Origin of the sequence: Hyalangium gracile, assembly GCF_020103725.1 — a bacterium.
In the GTDB taxonomy this organism is placed as follows: Bacteria; Myxococcota; Myxococcia; order Myxococcales; family Myxococcaceae; genus Hyalangium; species Hyalangium gracile.
Genome location: NZ_JAHXBG010000027.1, coordinates 41,519 through 59,385 on the forward strand (window position 1 = coordinate 41,519; position 17,867 = coordinate 59,385).

At 70.1% G+C, this 17,867-nt stretch carries 12 protein-coding genes; 6 read left to right on the top strand and 6 right to left on the bottom strand.

Annotated features, from left to right (window positions below; translation table 11 throughout):
- Positions 1-17: 17 nt before the first annotated feature.
- Positions 18-3,647: a serine/threonine-protein kinase gene (locus KY572_RS37805; RefSeq protein WP_224248579.1), complete on the bottom strand. Its 3,630-nt coding sequence runs from the start codon at positions 3,645-3,647 to the stop codon at positions 18-20.
- 269 nt (positions 3,648-3,916) lie between these two features.
- Between KY572_RS37805 and KY572_RS37810 the strand changes: the two genes are divergently transcribed.
- The gene (locus KY572_RS37810; protein WP_224248580.1) at positions 3,917-4,660 is read left to right on the top strand and encodes a hypothetical protein; all 744 of its coding nucleotides are present in this window, start codon (positions 3,917-3,919) and stop codon (positions 4,658-4,660) included.
- 84 nt (positions 4,661-4,744) lie between these two features.
- Here KY572_RS37810 and KY572_RS37815 read toward each other — a convergent pair whose 3' ends face one another.
- From KY572_RS37815 to KY572_RS37835, 5 genes are all read right to left on the bottom strand, one after another.
- Positions 4,745-5,932 carry a tetratricopeptide repeat protein gene (locus KY572_RS37815; RefSeq protein ID WP_224248581.1) on the bottom strand — a complete coding sequence of 396 codons (1,188 nt, stop codon included), beginning with the start codon at positions 5,930-5,932 and terminating at the stop codon, positions 4,745-4,747.
- Between the two features lie 137 nt (positions 5,933-6,069).
- Positions 6,070-7,110, bottom strand: coding sequence for a hypothetical protein (locus KY572_RS37820; protein ID WP_224248582.1), 1,041 nt, complete (start codon positions 7,108-7,110; stop codon positions 6,070-6,072).
- 111 nt (positions 7,111-7,221) lie between these two features.
- Positions 7,222-7,722, bottom strand: a complete 501-nt coding sequence (locus KY572_RS37825; RefSeq protein WP_224248583.1) for a DUF3592 domain-containing protein — start codon at positions 7,720-7,722, stop codon at positions 7,222-7,224.
- Between the two features lie 45 nt (positions 7,723-7,767).
- Positions 7,768-9,882: a PAS domain-containing sensor histidine kinase gene (locus KY572_RS37830; protein ID WP_224248584.1), complete on the bottom strand. Its 2,115-nt coding sequence runs from the start codon at positions 9,880-9,882 to the stop codon at positions 7,768-7,770.
- A gap of 145 nt (positions 9,883-10,027) precedes the next feature.
- On the bottom strand, positions 10,028-10,702 hold the full coding sequence (locus KY572_RS37835; RefSeq protein WP_224248585.1) for a uracil-DNA glycosylase: 675 nt from the start codon (positions 10,700-10,702) through the stop codon (positions 10,028-10,030).
- Positions 10,703-10,884: 182 nt separating this feature from the next.
- Here KY572_RS37835 and chrA point away from each other — a divergent pair, with 182 nt between their 5' ends.
- From chrA to KY572_RS37860, 5 genes are all read left to right on the top strand, one after another.
- Complete coding sequence (chrA, locus tag KY572_RS37840; RefSeq protein ID WP_224248586.1) at positions 10,885-12,117, top strand: chromate efflux transporter; 1,233 nt, start codon at positions 10,885-10,887, stop codon at positions 12,115-12,117.
- A gap of 78 nt (positions 12,118-12,195) precedes the next feature.
- Positions 12,196-14,010 carry a CpaF family protein gene (locus tag KY572_RS37845; protein ID WP_224248587.1) on the top strand — a complete coding sequence of 605 codons (1,815 nt, stop codon included), beginning with the start codon at positions 12,196-12,198 and terminating at the stop codon, positions 14,008-14,010.
- A 216-nt stretch (positions 14,011-14,226) separates the two neighbouring features.
- Positions 14,227-15,207, top strand: coding sequence for a hypothetical protein (locus KY572_RS37850; RefSeq protein WP_224248588.1), 981 nt, complete (start codon positions 14,227-14,229; stop codon positions 15,205-15,207).
- Positions 15,208-15,215: 8 nt separating this feature from the next.
- A complete protein-coding gene (locus tag KY572_RS37855; protein WP_224248589.1) occupies positions 15,216-16,847 on the top strand; it encodes a hypothetical protein in 1,632 nt (543 codons plus the stop codon).
- A 127-nt stretch (positions 16,848-16,974) separates the two neighbouring features.
- Positions 16,975-17,841, top strand: a complete 867-nt coding sequence (locus KY572_RS37860; protein WP_224248590.1) for a tetratricopeptide repeat protein — start codon at positions 16,975-16,977, stop codon at positions 17,839-17,841.
- The last annotated feature ends 26 nt before the right edge of the window (positions 17,842-17,867 follow it).

Sequence of the window (17,867 nt, forward strand, 5' to 3'; positions counted from 1 at the left end):
CGAGGCGGTTCCGCGAACTAGGGGCGGTCGAGCGTCACGTGCTGTGAGGCGAGCGGACTGCCCCACTCCACCATCAGGTTGGGGTTGTCGGTGAGCGCTCGCTCCAACTCGCCCCGGGCCTCGCTCCGCCAGTCCCGCCGCTGGGTCAGGGGAGCGGGGCTCTCCGCCAGCGCCATGAGCAGGCTGGAGCGAGCGGCCCGCGCATGCGCCCACCGGGGCCGAGCCGCCAGCGCCTGATGGATGAGCTCGAGCCCCCGCCGCAGCACCGGAGCGGGCTCTCCTCCCGTCGTCGCCAGCCACAGCGCCCAGTCCCGGTGGAGCAGGGCCGCGGAGAGCCGGTACTCCTGCCACTCGGGGTCCGCCTCCACCGCCTGCTGGAAGGCCTGGGCCGCCTGCTCGAAGTCCTCGCTCCGGGCCCGTCCCTGCCGCGCCAACCAGCGCGCCTGATCTCCGCGAAGCTCCCCCAGGTACCGCAGGGCGTAGCCCATGCCCGGGCGAAGCTCGAGCGCATGGCGCAGCGCCTCCGTGCCCTGAGCGAGCTCCGCGCGAGGCTCCCTTCCCTGGCGCAGCGCCCACAGGGCCTGAAGGTGGGAGAGCTTGCCCAGGTTGGCCCAGAACTGGGCGTTGCGTGGCAGCTTCTCCAGCGCCTGGCGATAGGCCGTCGCGGCCGCCAGGGTGCTGGCGCTCGGGTCCTCTCCCCGGCGGAGCTGGTACAGGGCCCGGAAGGCGTGGACCTCGGCGAGGTTGTTGGAGAGGAAGGCCTGCTGCGGAGCCAGGGACCGCGCCTTCTCGAGGGCCGCCTGGGCCTGGTCTAGCAGCGCAAAGGCGTCTCCCCCGTCCTCCCAGGCCAGCTCGGCCTTCCACATGAGCGCGCCGGCCAGCACGTCGTGGAACTGCGAGAGCTTGCCGTTGATGGCGAGCCCCTTGCCGAACAGCTCGATCGCCTGTTCCAGCTCCGGGCTGGGCCCTTCTCCCCGGTTGTACAGGCGGCGCGCCCTCAGCTCATGCACCTGCCCGCCGTAGTAGTAGGGAGCGTAGTGCCCCGGGTCGATGCTCCGGGCCCGCTCGAGCGCCACCCGGGCCTGCTCGAGGTCGGCATCGGCGTCGGGGGTGCTCGGGTTCGACGCACGCTTGAAGTACGCGGTGCCCAGGTTGAGCCAGGCGTCCATCCGGCTCGCGTCGAGCTCGATGGCGGCGAGGTAGGCGGCGATCGCCTGGGAGCGGTGCTCGAGTGAGTCCGCGCCGCGCTGCTCCTCGGCGTCCGCCCAGACCTTGAAGCTGTGTCCCCGCTCGGTGTGGAAGACGAAGTCGCGGTCCTGCGGTCGGACGCGCTCGAAGGCCGCGATGGCATCCCGGAGCTGCTCGCTCGGATCCTCGCCCCGCCCCTGGCGGTAGGCGGCCCAGCGGCGCAGGACATAGGCCCGCTCCATGAGGAGGCGGGGGTGCTCGGAGCCACCCAACTCGGGCGCTCGGAGGGTGGCGAGCGCCTTCTCCAGCAGCGGGAGCACCTCTCCGCCCTGCTGGGCCACCTGCTCCGCCATCCGCCGGTGGAGCTGCGACTCCAGCACCCGGGCCTTGACGTGGTCCGGCGCGACGGTGAGCGCGCGCCCCACCGCCTCCAGCCCCTTCTCGTAGTAGGGCCGGACCTCCCCCTGGCCATAGAGCTCCAGGGTCATCGCGGTGAGCTCCAGCCGCGCCAGTCCGCTGTAGGCAGCGGGCTCGCTCTCGCCGATGTCGGCGGCGGTGGCCAGGGAATGCCGGGTCGCCTCGAGATCCGCCAGGGCCCCGGCGCGATCGCCCTGGTTCAGGCGCACGGTGGCCCTGTCGAGCAGGATGTCGCCGCGCAGCAGGGGGGCTTCGTAGAACCAGGGGTTCGCGATGCCGGGGGCCTCCAGGTGCTTCAGCGCTTCCTCGTGGCGTCCCTCGTAGAAGGCCAGGAGCGCGGCCACGTACTCGGGAGGAGCCACCTCGGCCCCCTGGCTCTGACGCAGATAGCCGAGCGCCGGATCCCGGAAGCCACGCTCGAGCTCGCGGCGGCGGGCCTCGCGCTGCTCGGCGTTGCGGATGCGGCCCGCCTCCAGGAGCTGATCCCGGTAGAGCTGTCCGAGCGTCAGCGCCAGCGCGTAGGCCACCCGAGGCTCGCGATAGCCGCGCTGCCAGGCGGACTCGAGCCGCGCGCGAGCGCCTTCGGTGTCTCCCAGCGCGAGCAGGGCCCGGCCCAGCGCATAGGAGCCGGGGCCCTCGGCCCGCTCTCCGCCCTCGCGCACCTCGGCCTCCAGCTCGCGCATGCTGGCCTGGAGCGCCTGGCGATCGGCGCGCGTGTCATGCAGCGGAGCCATGGAGGAGTAGCGCACCATGGCCTCGATGCGCTCCACCCGCTCGGTGAGGCCGCGGGAGATGCGCTCGCTGAGCACCGCCTCGCGTCGGGCGAGGATGACCTGGCCGGCGGCCACGCCCATCACCATGAACGTCGCGGAGCCCAGGGCCACCGCGAGCCGGTGCTTGCGAGCCTTCTTGCGCAGCCGGTACCAGGCGCCCGCCGCGCGCGCGAGCACTGGCTCTCCCGAGAGGAACCGCTCCAGGTCCTCGGCCAGGGCTCGCGCCGAGTCGTAGCGTGCGGAGCGCTCCTTCTCGAGGCACTTGAGGACGATGGCCTCCAGATCCAGCGGCAGGTCGGGCACCAGGGCCCGAGGCGGGCGCGGCTCCTCGGACTGGATGCGGTTGACCACCTCCAGGGCGTTGATGCCGGCGAAGGGCGGCTGGCCGGTGAGCACCTGATAGAGCGTGGCGCCCAGGCTGTAGACGTCCACGCGCCGATCCAGCTGAGCCACCTCGCCCCGGGCCTGCTCCGGAGCCATGTAGTGGGGCGTGCCCAGCACCGCGCCCGTGGCCGTGTGCTCGCCGTGCCAGTCGCGCGCCAGGCCAAAGTCCATCACGTACGGCTTGAGGCCGCCGTCCTCGGTGCGCTCCACCAGCACGTTGGAGGGCTTGAGATCGCGGTGGATGAGGCCCGCGCGATGGGCCGCGTGCACGCCCTCGGCGACGTCGCGCATCACCCGGATCTTCTGCTCCAGGGGAAGCTCGGGAGCGACGTGGCTGAGCGAACGTCCCTCCACGTACTGCATGGCGATGTAGGCGCGGCCTCGGACCTCGCCGACCTCGTACATCTCGCAGACGCGCTCGTGGTGGACACGGGCCTGGGCGCGGGCCTCGGAGAGAAAGCGCTGCGCGAGCTCGGGGCTCCCATCCCTCACGAACTTGAGCGCCACGTTGCGGCGCAGGCGCGGATCATACGCGAGGAACACCTGCCCCATGCCGCCCTGGCCCAGGAAGCGCACCGGCTGGTAGCGCTCCCAGTTCGGCAGCGGGAAGACGGGCTCCGTGGGAGAGGCAGCCGGGGTGGCGGCTCCCGGCTGTCGGGTGGGAGGCTCCTCGGGCTGCGCCCCGGCTCCCTGCGGGGACTCACGCTGGAGGTCTCCCCGCAGGGAGGAGAGAGTCTCGGGGGAGAGCTGGCCCCGCTCCAGCAGGAGCTCCAGGGGGCTGCGTCCCAGGCGGAGCACCTCCGCGCGCAGGGGCTCGAGCTGGTCCCGGGACAGAACGCCCTCCACCAGCGCCAGGTGGAGCTCGTCCTCGTACTCGGGACGCATCGAACTCGACGGATTCACGCCACGAGCATACGGATTTCCCTGGGGTGTACGGAACCACCGGAAGGGTTTCGCGGCGTGTCAGCGCTGACACTGCCGTGACAGTGCGAAGAAATGACACGTCAGCCGCCGTGTCACCCGGGTGGGCTCGCTGGGCCTGGGAGGGAGACTTCGAGCAGGCGAGCAGGCACGTGGTATGCACAGCCATCGCGTGCACCCTGACACGGCTCGGCCACGCAGGCTGATCCGACTCCCAACCCGGAGACGAACCCATGAACACCCCGACCCTGTTTCGCATCCGCTGGCTGACTGGCCTGGCGGCCCTGCTGTCGCTGACCGCCTGCGGCGAGGACACCGAGGAGACGCCCCCGCCCCAGGAGCTGGTCTGCGACGCGGAGACCTACTCCGCGGGCGTCCGCGACGCCGCCGAGCCGGACTCGGAGGACGTCTACACGGGCCTGTGGGCGATCAGCCCGTCCAACCCGAAGCTGACCTGGAACGCGGACAAGACGGCGGTGAAGATGGCGGTGTACACCACCTTCACCGGCTACCAGGCGGGAGACAACGTCCTGTCGCGCGAGGTGTGGGTGACCGCGGCGCCCCAGGTGCAGGAGCTGTGCAAGACGCTCCCCGCGGAGCAGATCGTCCCGCGCATCAATCAGTTCCTCGGCCTGCCCCCGGCCACCGCGGCGGACAACGCGCGCTTCTTCGTGGAGATGTGGGTGAAGCCCGGGGACATGTTCCGGCCGTGTCCGGACGCGGAGATCGACGACACCTCGTGCAGCCTGACGTTCCCGGCCACGGCCACCAACGAGCACAAGGCCTGGATGAACGGCAACTACGCGTACAGCTACGGCTTCTGGCAGAAGACGCTCTACCCGTGGACGGGGCTGGGCTACACCTACGACTGGTGCAACGCCGAGACGCACGTGGGCGGCAGCGAGTTCGTCATCCGCGCCGGCTCCACCGTCACCGTGACGGGCCAGTTCGACCGGGCCACCTACTGCGCTCCGTAGGGCCGTGCATCCGGAGGGAGGCGCTCAGCCAGGTACCATGATGCACCTGGCCAGCAGCGCTCCCTCTTCGGTCCACAGCTCCGCTCAGCCGAGCTGCTTCAGCAGCTGCTCGGCCTGCTGGCGGATGGAGGCCTCCAGCGTCGGCCCGCGCCCCACCAGCTCGGCCGCCAGCTCCTTCGCCTTCGCCTTGTCGCCCAGCTTCACGCACGCCAGCGCCAGGTTGAGCCGCGGCTCGGGACGCTCCGGATCCCTCCGGTGGGCCTCCTCCAGCGCCGCGCGCGCCTGCTTCGCCGCATCCGGCAGCTCCGGCGTGCGCATCAGCAGGTTGCCCAGGTTGTTCGCCGGCGCCCAGTCGTTCGGATCCAGCTCCATGGCCGCGCGCCACGCCGCCGCCGCGCCCTCCGGATCCGGCGGGTTCATCCCCTCGTAGATCATCGCCTCCACCGAGCGGCTCTGCACCGTGGCCTGGCCCCGCTCGGCCAGCGCCTGGCACAGCGACAGCGCATCTCCGAACCGCCCCTGCGCCATCCGGAACCGGGCCAGGTTGCCGATCGCGCTCGGGTGGTTCGGCTGCAGCTTCGCCAGCTTCTCCGCCACGTCCGCCGCGCCCGCGATGTCCCCCTTGCCCGCCAGCACGTTGCTCAGCGTCTGCAGCAGGTACTCATCCTCCGGGAACGCCTTCAGCCCCTGGCGCAGGATGTCCTCCGCCGCGTCCAGCTCCCCGCCCGCCTGCAGCGCGATCGCGAACACCACGTACGAAGGGATGTGCGCCGGGTTCAGCTTGAGCGACGTCTGCAGGTGCTCGAAGGCCTCCGCCAGCTGCCCCAGCGCGAACAGCACCCGCGCCAGCTGGAAGTGGTACACGCCCATCCCCGGCTCGAGCTCCACCGCCTTCTGCAGCGCCTTGCGCGCCAGCTCGTTCTCCTCCGCCTCCGCCAGCAGGAAGCCCACGCCGTACAGCGCCTCCGCCCGCGGCGGATCCTCCGCCAGCTTCAGGTAGATGGCGCCCGCGGCCTTCGGATCTCCCTTCCGCATGAGGAGCGCGGCCCGCACCAGCATCGCGTCCGCCTCGTCATCCCTGGTGCCTCCCGCGGCCTGGTGCAGCAGCGCTTCCGCCCGCTGCTCCTCGCCCTCGAGCGCCGCCAGCTTCGCCAGCGCGAGCAGGGCTCGGCGGTCCTTCGGGTCGCGCTTGAGTGCCGCCTCGGCCTCCGCTCGCCCCATCTCCAGATCGCCTGACTTCAGGAGGGTCTCAAAAGAACGTGGAGTGCTCATGGGTCCCAGATAACAGAAAAGGGGCAGATGACGCGAGCCGCGCCCCTGCCCCTCGATGCTGCGTGGAAGATGCGTTGGACTTCACCCCGCTCCGGCGGCGACGCTCACCTGGCGCGCGCCGCCGGTCGGGACTCGGCTCACCAGCCGCTGAAGATCTTCTTGACGGCGTTGCCCACCGCCTTGCCCACCGACTTCACGCCGTCGGCGATCGCCTGGCCCGCCTCCTTCACCGCGTTGCCCACGTTGGAGGCCGCGCCCTTGAAGAAGTCGCCCACCTTCTTGCCGACGTTCTTCACCAGCTCGAGCGGCTTCTTGACGATGTTCTTGACCGCCTCGCCGATCTTCTTGAAGTTGATGTCGACGCCGAAGCCCAGCTTGAAGCCCAGGCCGAGCGCCGCGCCGATCTCGAAGCGCGCCTTGAAGCGGCCGTTCTCCAGGCCGATGTGCGCCTTGGCCGAGACACCCACGCCGGCCCAGGCCTCCGCGCTGCCGTGCAGGCCGCCGTACTCGCCCAGGCTCACGTTGCCCGAGACACCCGCGCGGGCGCCCAGGAACGCATCGCCACCGGCCTCCAGCGCGTACTTGCCGTTGATCGGGTCGATCGTCAGGTCACCGTGCGCGTTGGCCTTGGCGCCGACGTAGACGTTGCCCTGGCCCTCGGCGGACACCGGGCCGAGCTTGGCGCGGAAGTCCGCCGCCGCGTCGATCAGCGTGGCCTGCGCGTGCACCTCGCCGTGCAGCTTGGCCGCGCCGTTCTCGAACGTCGCCGAGCCGTAGCCGTTCACGCCGGCCTCGAGCACGCTGGCCTTGTAGTTACCGGAGACGATGCCGTTCGGGTCGCCGAAGCTGCCCTCCTTCTTCGCCACCGCCACGCTCTTCTCGAAGCTGCCCTCCTTGGTCAGCTTCGGGAGCTTGCCCAGCAGGCCCGCCAGCGCCCCGCCAAAGCCCGTGGTCCCCAGCTTCGGGGTGTTCATCGGACGGTCGGTCGTATAGGTCTTGTTCCAGTTGCGGTTGATCTCCCCGCTGCGCTCGAAGCTGCTCTGCAGGTGATCCGGCAGCCGCGACGACTTCGGCTGCGCAACGGTGTTCTTCTCGGGAGTCGCCGCAGGCTTGTTCTCCTGCGTGACGGAACGATTGACCAGGCCAGAGCCAGACGAATTCGTGGAGCGGACGGACATGACGGCAACCTCGTTGGAATGAGTCGTTGCTGGATTATCGCAGGCTTGTGAAACGGGTTGCGTCGGATCCGGGACATTGGAGCCGCTACGGTTCTCACCTGAAGAGAAAACCTACAGCCTGGCCGCGAACCAGCGAGCGACGAGATGCATGCCGAAGGCTACCACCAGCAGGATCAGCCCCACCAGGGCACGTGAGAAGTCCAGAGGATGGAGCCCTGGCTCGAGCACGGATTCGGTGGGATCCCCTGGGTTGTAGTAGACCCGGACCTGCTGACCAGGCAGGTAGCGCGCGAGTGTGGACTGCACCCCCGCCTCGTTGCTGGTCTCCGTCGGGCCCAGGCGTACAACCGTCGAGCCGATATGGACCCGGCCCACGGAATATTCGTAGTGGATGCGGGCCTCGTAGTGGATGCGCGAGCCGCCTCCGGCCTCCTCGGGCATCTGCCGGCTGTGCTGGAGCTCCTCGGCGGAGACGACGGTGCCGGGCGCGGTGGGCCAGCGGCGGGTCCGCGCTGACCTCCAGGCATCACGAAGGCCCGCGACGAGCAGCGCGAGGCCGACGGCGCCGAACACCGCGCAAATGACGTGGATCAGGATCCAGAGAATCCGCACGGGCCCACCCTAGCAGAGGGGCGACCCGCCAGGCGCCTCGGAAGCTCAGGACCCGGCAGGTGGGGGACTCCCGGGTGGGCGGCGCGGCAGCTCCACCGTGAAGACGGAGCCCTTGCCCGGCTCGCTCCGCACGTGGATGCGGCCGCCCATGGCGTCGAGGATCTGCCGGACGATCCACAGCCCCAGGCCGAAGCCGCTGTAGTGCCGCTCGCTGGCCAGCCGCTCGAAGCGCTGGAAGAGCCGGGCCTGGTCCTCGGCCGAGATGCCGATGCCCTGGTCCCGCACCACCACCCGGGCCCACTGCGCGTCCGCGGTGAGCTCGAGCTCGATGGGCAGCCCGTGCCCGTACTTGATGGCGTTCGACAGCAGGTTCTGGAGGATCTGCTCGACGCGCAGCCTGTCCCAGTGCCCCACCACCGCCGACTCCGGAGCGCTCAGCCGCAGCTCGCACTCGGCGCGGGTGAGGTCATCCGCGAACCGGGGCACGAGCTCGCGCGCCAGCGTGGTGAGCTCCACCTCCTCGGGCTCCAGCCGGAGCTTGCCCGAGGTGATGCGGGAGACGTCCAGCAGCTCGTGGATCAGCTTGGCCAGCCGGGAGATCTGCCGCTGCACGGCGTGGAGCTTCACGCCCACCGTCTCCTGGGCCAGCCCGTCGGCTCCGGTGGCCGCCTTCTGGAAGGCCCGGTGCAGCGCCTGGACGTTCAGGCTGAGCGAGGTGAGGGGCGTGTTCAGCTCGTGGGAGGCGATGGAGAGGAACGAGTCCCGCGCCCGGACGGCGTCCTGGGCCTCCTTATAGAGCAGGCCATTGTCCAGGGAGGTCGCCGCGCGCCGGGCCAGGTCCTCCGCCAGCCGGACATCCGCCTCGGTGTAGCGCCGCCCCGAGTCCGCGTAGCAGAGCGTGAGGGCCGCCAGCGTCCGGCCCCGGCTCCTCAGGGGGACGCTGATGAGGGACTTGATGCCCAGCTCGCGGGTGGCGCGGCGCATCTCGGGGTCCGGGATCGTCCGCTCGAGCAGCTCGTCCGAGAGGTCGAGGACGTACTCCGTGGTGCCCATGCGCAGCACCTTGCCGATGCCGCCGGCATCATCCAGCAGGATGGGGTACCTGGCGTGGAACGCCTCTCCCTGCGCGAGCCGCTCGGGCTGCAGATGCACCGCGGAGACGCGACGGACCTTGCCGTCCGAAGTGGCCTCGTCCACCGCGCACCAGTCCCCGAGCGTCGGCACGGCCAGGCGCGTCAGGCTGCGGAGGATCTCCTCGCGATCCAGCGACGAGGCCAGCACCTCGCTGGCCAGGGCCAGGAAGGTGGCGCGCTGCTCCGCCAGCCGCGTCTGCTCGTAGAGCCGCTCCGTGAACTCGTAGGACTCGGCGCGCTCGGCGTCCGCGCGCTTCTGCTCCGTGATGTCCTTCTGCACGCAGAGCCAGTGCGGCTTGCCGCCGATGTGGAGCGCGGAGATCCGCGCCGCCGTCGTGAAGGCCGTCCCGTCCTTCCGGCGGTTCTCGATCTCCCCCTCCCAGCTCCCCTCGCGCCTCAGGCGGTCGATGACCTCCTCGACGAAGCGGCGGCTCTCCTCGGGCGGAGCGGCGTTCTGGACGCTGACGTGCTGGCCGAGGAGCTCGCCAGAGCCGTACCCGAAGATCTGATCCTCGGCGGGGTTCGTGTAGACGATGACGCCGCTCTCGTTCGTGAGGGAGACGCCCTCCGTCATGTTCTCGAGGATGCGCGCGTGCAGCAGGAACGCGTCGGCGCGCAGGTGCTCCTCGGTGGTCTCCCGAGAGAAGACGTAGAGCCGATCGCCGCTGCGGTAGATCCGCTGGCGGTACCAGCGGCCCCAGGGCTCGTAGAGGTGCTCGTACTCCAGCCCCGCTCCCGTCTCCCGGACCTGGATGAACGCCCGGTGGAACGCGCCGCCCTCGACGCCCGGGTAGACGTCCCAGACGCACCGGCCGAGCACCTCCTCGCGCGACTTACCGAACATGCGCTCGGTGGCGGCGTTGAGGTAGAGGTACGTCCCATCGCACCGGAAGACGGAGACGCTCTCCTCCATTTGATCGAAGAGGACGGTGTCGATGCCCTCCTGTCGCGCCTGGGCACCCCCGGCCGATCGGGAGGCCTGGCGCCCGGAGAGCTCATCCGAGGGGTGCGTACCAAGAGGGGCCATGGAACATCAACATCGTGCTCCAGGCCGTGGGACAGCTGCCGAGCCCACCCCCTCCTTCCCTGCCACGACTGTCGGGCAGCGCACAGGCGCCTGGTACCGGGTGTGAGGGATCCACCGGTTCTGTCCCCGGGCCGAGCGCGAGGGCCTACTCCGGCCGGCCCCACTCGATGGGCGCCTGGCCGCGCAGCATCAGCGCGTCGTTGATCCGGCTGAACGGGCGGCTGCCGAAGAAGCCCCCCATGGCCGACAGCGGCGAGGGGTGCGCCGACTCGATGATCTCGTGCCGCTGCGCGTCGATGAGCTTCCGCTTCTTGCGCGCGTAGTTGCCCCAGAGCAGGAAGACCACCGGCTCGGGCCTGGCGCCCACCGCGCGGATGACCGCGTCCGTGAACTCCTCCCAGCCCTGGCCGGCGTGGCTGTTGGGCTCAGCCTGTCGCACCGTCAGCACCGCGTTGAGCAGCAGCACGCCCTGCTCCGCCCAGGGCACCAGCGAGCCCCCCGCGGGCGGCTTCAGCCCCAGGTCGTTCCACAGCTCCTTGAAGATGTTCGCCAGCGAGGGCGGCGGCGTCACTCCCGGCTGGACGGAGAATGCCAGGCCGTGCGCCTGCCCGGGGCCGTGGTACGGGTCCTGCCCCAGCAGCAGCACCCGCACCCGCGCGTACGGCGTCAGCCGGAACGCCGAGAAGAGATCGGCCTCCGCGGGATAGACGGTGTACCGCCGCCTCTCCTCCGCCACGAAGCGCTCGAGCTTGCGGAACGTGGGGGATTCCAGCGCCTCCTTCAGCACCTCGCTCCAGTCTCCCGGCAGATACTCCCTCATGTACCCTCCCTCATACGTCTCATACCATCATGCCGACGTGGTGGGTTGGGCGAAAAACCGGCGGGCCCCGTTCGCTTCCGATCGTTGACCTGCTCGTGGCTGGACGGGCTTGCCGGGAGACAGCAGAGTCACGGACCTTCGTTGCCCTCGCTCCCCGCGAGCGAGGGGTGAGGGGAGATACCTTGAATTCCGCCGAGGCGCACGACTCCACGGAGCCCACCGCCCGGGTGCCCGCCGAGCCCCTGCCTCGCCTCTTCTGGCGCTTCCTGCGCTTCGGCCTGCTGGCCTGGGGCGGCCCCATCGCGCAGATCGCCATGATCCGCCAGGAGCTCGTCGAGGAGGAGAAGTGGGTCACCCCCTCCCGCTTCAACCGCGCGCTCGCCCTCTACCAGATCCTCCCCGGCCCCGAGGCCCATGAGCTGTGCGTCTACTTCGGCATGCTCTCCCGCGGCCGCGTGGGCGGGCTGCTGGCCGGCCTGGGCTTCATGCTCCCCGGGCTCCTCCTCATGCTCCTGTGCTCCTGGCTCTACGTGCACCTGGGGCTCGAGTCGCCCTGGGTCAAGGCCGCCTTCACCACCGTGCAGGCCGCCGTCGCCGCCCTCATCGTCCGCGCTGTCCACCGCATCGGCACCCACGCCTTCACCCGGCGCGCCTTCATCGCCATCGCCCTGCTCGCCGCCGTCGCCCAGCTCCTCGGCGTCCACTTCACCCTCACCCTGGCCTGGGCCGGCCTCACCGCCGTGCTCCTCCAGGCCGGCTCCCGCGCCGCGGCGCTCGCCCTCTCCATCGCCTGCGCCCTCGGCGTGGGCCTCTTCCTCTTCATCCACACCCCCGTCAACCCCGCCCCGCTCAACGCCACGCCGGCCACCGGGGCAGCGCCGGACACCCTCTCGCTGCTCGGCTCCGGCCTGCGCACCGGGCTGCTCACCTTCGGCGGTGCCTACACCGCCATCCCCTTCCTCCAGAATGACGCGGTGGCCCGTGGCGGGTGGATGACCGATGCCCAGTTCCTCGACGGGCTCGCGCTCGGCGGAGTGCTCCCCGCCCCGCTCATCATCTTCGGCACCTTCGTCGGCTACCTCGGGGGCGGCCTGCCCGGCGCGCTCGCCATGACTGCCGGCATCTTCGCCCCGGCCTTCGCCATGACGCTGCTGGCGCATGATCCGCTCGAACGCCTGCTCGACCACCCTCGCGCCCGGGGCTTCCTCGAGGGCGTCACCGCAGGCGTGGTGGGCCTCATCGGCGGCACCGCGCTCCCCCTGCTGCGTGCCGCGGTGCATGATGTGCCCACCGGCCTGGTCTTCGCCGCCGCCCTCGTCGTCCTCTTCCGCTCCAAGGCCCGGCTCACCCCCATGGTCGTCGTCGCCTCGTCCGCGCTCGTGGGGCTGGCGGTCCACGCCCTCGGGTGGATGTAGGTCGGCCCCACCCCGACCAGGGAAGCGTCCGCGGGTTCTTGGGTTTGAGGCGCCGCTCGCGCTACCCTCGGGGGTGCCATGTCGATGTACACCGAGTCACTCCGCGCCTTCCTGAAACCGGTCCTCCCGTATCTGGATGACCCGTCGGTGTCGGAGATCATGATCAACGGCCCCGCGGACATCTGGATCGAGCGCAAGGGCCGCCTCTCCAAGACTGACGCCGTCTTCTCCGAGGAAGGCCTGATGGGCGCCGCGCGCAACATGGCGCAGTTCGTCGGCCGCATCCTCAGCGACGAGCGCCCGCGGCTCGATGCGCGTCTGCCCGACGGCAGCCGTATCCACGTCGTCATCCCGCCCATCGCCCGCCGGGGCACCACCATCTCCATCCGCAAGTTCTTCAAGGACAAGCTGACGATGGAGGCCCTCATCAAATACAACTCGATGACGACGCAGATGGCGCGCATCATCGACGCGGCCATCCACACCAAGCTCAACATGCTGGTGTCCGGCGGCACGGGCTCGGGCAAGACGACGCTGCTCAACATCGTCTCCTCGCTCATCCCCGACGACGAGCGCATCCTCACCATCGAGGACTCGGCGGAGCTCCAGCTCAACCAGTCCCACCTGGTGGCCTTCGAGAGCCGCCCGCCGGACAAGTTCGGCAAGGGCGGCGTGGACATGGGCGACCTGCTCCACTCGGCCCTGCGTCTGCGCCCCGACCGCATCGTGGTGGGCGAGGTGCGCGGCGGCGAGGCCTTCTACCTGGTGCAGGCGATGAACACCGGCCACGGCGGCTCGCTGGCCACCTGCCACGCCAACACCCCCACGGACACGCTGCGCCGCATCGAGTCGCTGTGCCTCATGTCCGCCGTGGAGCTGCCCATGGTCGCCGTGCGCGCCCAGGTCGCCAGCGCCATCAACTTCATCGTCTGCTGCGAGCGCCTCCATGACGGCAGCCGCAAGACGATTGCCCTGTCCGAGGTGCTCCCGCTCAACGAGAAGGGCGACTACCGCACCCAGGACATCTTCGTCTTCACCCCGGTGACGAAGGACGAGGACGGCCACGTGCTGGGCTACCACGCCCCCACCGGCATCATCCCCACCTTCGTGGGCAAGGCGCGCGCCTACGGCTTCACGGACCTGGACGAGTCCTTCTTCGATCCGGCCACCTACGGGGTGCCGCCGCCGCCCACCTTCCAGGTCGGCTCCTCCTATGAGGTGCGCTGGGCCCCCTCGCTCAAGCACCGCGAGCAGGGCCGGCCGGACCCCTCCGAGTACAAGAAGCAGTGGCTGGACTTCGAGAAGAAGCTCCAGAACGACGCGCGCCACGGCAAGGACGGCCAGCCGGGAACCTCGCCGCCCGTGCAGGTGCAGGTGCCCGCCAACCTCCCTACCGGGAAGCCGCCGCCTCCTCCGGGAGCGAAGCCCGCCTCGGCGCCCGCGCAGCTGCGGCCCGCCAGCCGCCCCTCGCCCGACGCCCTCTCGGACGAGGACAAGACGCCGCCGCCCACCCGCAACCCCTTCGCTCGCGGTGAAGACGAGGACGACCTCAGCGCTCCGCCCGAGGAGCTGCCCACCCACGCGGGCATGCCTCCCAAGGACGAGCCCAAGGTGGAGATCGCCGAGGACCTGCTCGCGGAGGCCACCAATCCCCGCGCAGCAGCAGCCACGCCTCCGCGTCGCCCCACCGCTCCCGCCGCGGCGCCCGCCCGCCCGACCACCGGCGCCTCCAATGCGCTGCGCCCGGGCGCCGTGCCGCCTCGCCGGCCCGCTCCCGCGCCCACCTCCGCCGCTCGGCCGGCCGTGGACGACGAGGAGGTGGACAGTGGGGCCCCCAGCAAGGGAGAGAAGACCCAGATCCGCTCTCCTCCCCCCGAGCGACCGCGCCGGTGAGCAGGGCCCCGAGGCACCGAAGCTCGCTGCCGCCCGGGGCTCCTCCCCGGTGCGCCCTCGGGAGTAGTAGGGCGCTCTCCCACCACCCCTCGGTCGGAGGGGAGTGCTCGGCGACCTCAACTCGGAGTGACACGGCGGAGCAGCCGAGGTCCGGCGTGTGCCTTGGGGTGAGCCACAGTCTTGCTTGAGTGGCGGCATGAGGAGAAAGTCGCCCCCGTGCTGACACCCCTGCTCCTGACCTTGGTAGTGCTCCAACAGGCTCCCGCCTCGCCGCCGGCGCCCATTCCCGTGCTGATCGCTCCGCCGGACACGGCAGGCGTGCCCGGGCACGTCGTGGAGTTCGCACAGGAGCACGTCGCCGATCAGGCCCGCGCCAAGGGGCTCACCGTCATCCGGATGAAGGACTTCATCCGCAAGGTTCCCGCGGCCCGGCGCCGGACGCTGCTGCGCTGCAAGCGCACCGATCTCAAGTGCCTCACCGCGCTCGGCCAGGCCGCCAGGAGCGAGGTGGTGCTGGTGGCCGAGCTGCTGCAGCGCATGGACGGCTATCGCGTGGGCACCAAGGTCTACAAGACGCAGGACGGCGGGCTGGTGGCCGAGCACCTCATCCCCGGGGTCCGGGAGGACGGAATGCTCGATGCGCTCACCCAGTCGCTGGATGTGGTGGTGCCCGCGGTGATGCGCGAGCTGCGTCCGGGCTCCCTTCCACCTCTCGAGACGAAGCCGCCCGAGGTGAAGCCGCCCGAGGTGAAGCCGCCCGAGACACCCACCGAGACGAAGCCTCCCGAGACGCCCACCGAGACGAAGCCCACCGAGGTGAAGCCTCCTCCCCTCGTGGAGAAACCGCCCGAGGCGCGGAAGGAGCCGGAGCCCTCGGGCCGTCGCTGGGCGTGGGCGCCCGCCGCTGGTGGCGTCGTGTTCGCTGGCGCGGGGACGTACTTCTATCTCCAGGCCAAGGACGACTACGACACGCTGACGACCCAGGGTGGTAACGGTCAGCTGCTCGACGGCTCCAAGCTCGCCAGTGATGGGAAGAGGAACCAGCTGCTGAGCCGCGTGTCCTTTGGCCTCGCGGCGGCTGGCATCGTGACGAGCGCGGTGCTCTATCTGCTCCCCGCCGAGAAGGCTCCGGTCAGCCCTACCGTCTCGGTGGGCCCTGGCGGTGGAATGGTGGGCGTGGTCGGGACGTTGCCGTGAGGAACTCTATGTTGAAGACCTGGAAACCCCGCATCACCCTGGCAGCGCTCGCAGGCTTCTCCGTCGCGATGGGCTGCTTCGACTTCGACAAGGCGAAGCAGGACTGCATCGACGGGGATCGCTGCAAGAACGATGTGGAGTGCACCAAGACGGACGAGAATGACGTCCCGGACGATGAGTTCCTGGACACCAACTGCGACGGTGTCGACGGCATGGCCGACGCGGGCATCTTCGTGGACCCGCTCAGCGGCACGGAGGGCGCCGCGGGCACCGCGTCCGCTCCCATCAAGACGCTGACCGAGGCGCTCGCGCGCGTGCGCACGGGCGCGGCTCCCCGCCTGGTGTACCTGGCGCGCGGCACCTACAACGAGCCGGGGCTCGTGCTCGACACCCAGGTGTCCCTGTACGGCGCGTACGGTGGCCTCGACAACTGGCGGCGCAAGGGCGACTACATCACCCACCTGGATGGCGGCACGATCGGTCTGGTCATCCGAGGCATTCCCAGCAACGCGGGGATGGTGCTGGACCGCCTGAACGTCTCCTCCGCCAACGCGACGGATGCGGGGACGCCCTCCATCGCGCTGCAGGTCATCGATTCCCAGGGAGTCGTACTGCGCTACGACACCTTCGGGGCGGGCCAGGGAGCGGATGGGCTTGCCGGAAGCGCCGGCGCTCAGGGGCTGGACGGAGGCTTTGGCTTCGATGGTGGCGCCGCCGAAGGCAGGAACACGGGTTCCATCGGAGGGCCTGGCATCAGCATCTGCGGGGGCCAGGATCATGGAGGAGGGGCTGGCAAGCCGGGCTCGGCGCAGACAGGCCAGGCAGGCTCCGGAGGCAGGCCCGCGGCGCTGGGCGGGCCCGGTGGCGATGGAGGCGTCGCGGGTATCGCGACCCTCGTGCCTCCCACCACGAACAAATGGGACTGCACGGCAGGTGATGGTGAGGCCGGCAAGCCCGGCACCCCCGGCTCGAGCGGCGCCCCGGGCGATGGTGGCCAGGGCATGGGTACGCTGAGCGGCAACCTGTGGGTCGCCAATCAGTCGGGTGACGACGGAGGCGTGGGCTCCGCGGGCGGTGGCGGTGGTGGTGGCGGCGGCGGCGGCGGCTGCAACACGGTGGAGACGATCGAAGGTGCCGCGGGCGGCGGCAGTGGCGGCGGTGGTGGCGGCGGCTGCGGTGGCGGTGGCGGTGGCGGTGGCGGTGGCGGCGGTGCCTCCATCTCCGTGCTGCTGATCCGCTCGAATGTGGAGTTCGCGGGAACGACGACGCTGAGCACCCGAGGGGGTGGCCGGGGAGGAAATGGTGGTGAGGGAGGCCCCAGCGGCGCGGGCGGACTAGGTGGGCCCGGAGGCAGTGGCGGCTTTGTCGGCACGCAAGCCAATGGCGTCACGTACACGGCCAATGGCGGCGCAGGTGGCACGGGGGGCCCCGGAGGGGCCGGCGGCCCGGGTGGCCCGGGTGGTGGCGGAGGCGGTGGACCCTCCGTGGGCGTGTGGTGCGGCCCGGATGCGGGCTACCTCGCCTCGGGGACGGTGAATCCCCAGCTCGGCGAGGGCGGACAGGGGGGACCGGGCGGCACCGGCGGCATTTCGGGCCAGTCCGGGACCAAGATCCCGTCCCATGGGTGTCCTTCGCCCTGACGCCAGCAGGCTCCAGGGGAGTGGCGGCCCAGCGCTGCCCCTTCCCTCCGTGCCGTCTGAACAAAGGCGCATCATCGCGATGCGCAAGAAGCCTGAGTTCCCTCCTGCCGAGAGTGAATCTCCACGAATGCAAGAGTTCATCCACAGGGCGGGCCTGATTGTGCTCCTCTTGCTGCTCCCCTTGCTGGTGCATGCCCAAGAAGATTCCAAGCTGAGGGGCTATCTGCTTTCAGTCAATCGCCTCTACGCGGCACTTGAGTATGAAAAAGCTCTGGAACAGCTCACCCGAGCCAAGCGCTTTGCACACACCGTAGAAGATGACGTCACCCTGTCGCTGTACGAGGGCATCATCTTGGCGGATATGAACCGCTTGGAGGACTCCACGGCCGCGTTTAAGGCCGCGCTCTTCCTGAATCCCGAGGCAAAGCTTCCTTTGGAAGTGTCTCCCAAAGTGGCAAAACGCTTCGAGTCCGTGCGTCAGGAAGTACGTAGCGAGATAGCGAAGGCACAGCAGGGACCAAGGCCATCCGCGTCACAGGCTCCACGGAAGTCGGCCCCCCCGCCGAAGGCAGGAAATCAGCAAGGCGACGAAGCGCTCTCTCAATCAATGAGGGCCCACGCAGCATTGCCCGCCGACGCAGATTCAACGGCTTCAACGACGAACTCGCAGCGCAGTGCTCTGCGTCCTCAAGTACTTATTCCGGCAATCAGCGGCGGTGTGCTGATGCTCGCGGGGGGTACGTCCTGGGTATTGTCCCGGCACGAGCGAGCACGCCTGAGGGGAAATGACGTGACGCTTGCCACACGAGAGGATGTCCATCGCAGCGCCTCACGAGGGAGAACCTATCAAGCTGTAGGCGTGGGACTGCTTGGGGCAGGTCTCGCTGGTGTGGGAGTCGCCGCAGGCCTTTTCTTCAGCATGCCAGCATCCACAGTAAGTCTCGACGTCACCACGGATGGTACTTCCGCCTTTGTATCTGGGAGGTGGCCGTGAAGGTGTACCTGCGCGGCTTCGCCATC

Bases quoted from the DNA above. Each gene is read 5' to 3' on its own strand.
- KY572_RS37805 (WP_224248579.1), bottom strand. From the start codon at position 3,647: ATGCGTCCCGAGTACGAGGACGAGCTCCACCTGGCGCTGGTGGAGGGC.
- KY572_RS37810 (WP_224248580.1), top strand. From the start codon at position 3,917: ATGAACACCCCGACCCTGTTTCGCATCCGCTGGCTGACTGGCCTGGCG.
- KY572_RS37815 (WP_224248581.1), bottom strand. From the start codon at position 5,932: ATGAGCACTCCACGTTCTTTTGAGACCCTCCTGAAGTCAGGCGATCTG.
- KY572_RS37820 (WP_224248582.1), bottom strand. From the start codon at position 7,110: ATGTCCGTCCGCTCCACGAATTCGTCTGGCTCTGGCCTGGTCAATCGT.
- KY572_RS37830 (WP_224248584.1), bottom strand. From the start codon at position 9,882: ATGGCCCCTCTTGGTACGCACCCCTCGGATGAGCTCTCCGGGCGCCAG.
- KY572_RS37835 (WP_224248585.1), bottom strand. From the start codon at position 10,702: ATGAGGGAGTATCTGCCGGGAGACTGGAGCGAGGTGCTGAAGGAGGCG.
- KY572_RS37845 (WP_224248587.1), top strand. From the start codon at position 12,196: ATGTCGATGTACACCGAGTCACTCCGCGCCTTCCTGAAACCGGTCCTC.
- KY572_RS37855 (WP_224248589.1), top strand. From the start codon at position 15,216: ATGTTGAAGACCTGGAAACCCCGCATCACCCTGGCAGCGCTCGCAGGC.
- KY572_RS37860 (WP_224248590.1), top strand. From the start codon at position 16,975: ATGCAAGAGTTCATCCACAGGGCGGGCCTGATTGTGCTCCTCTTGCTG.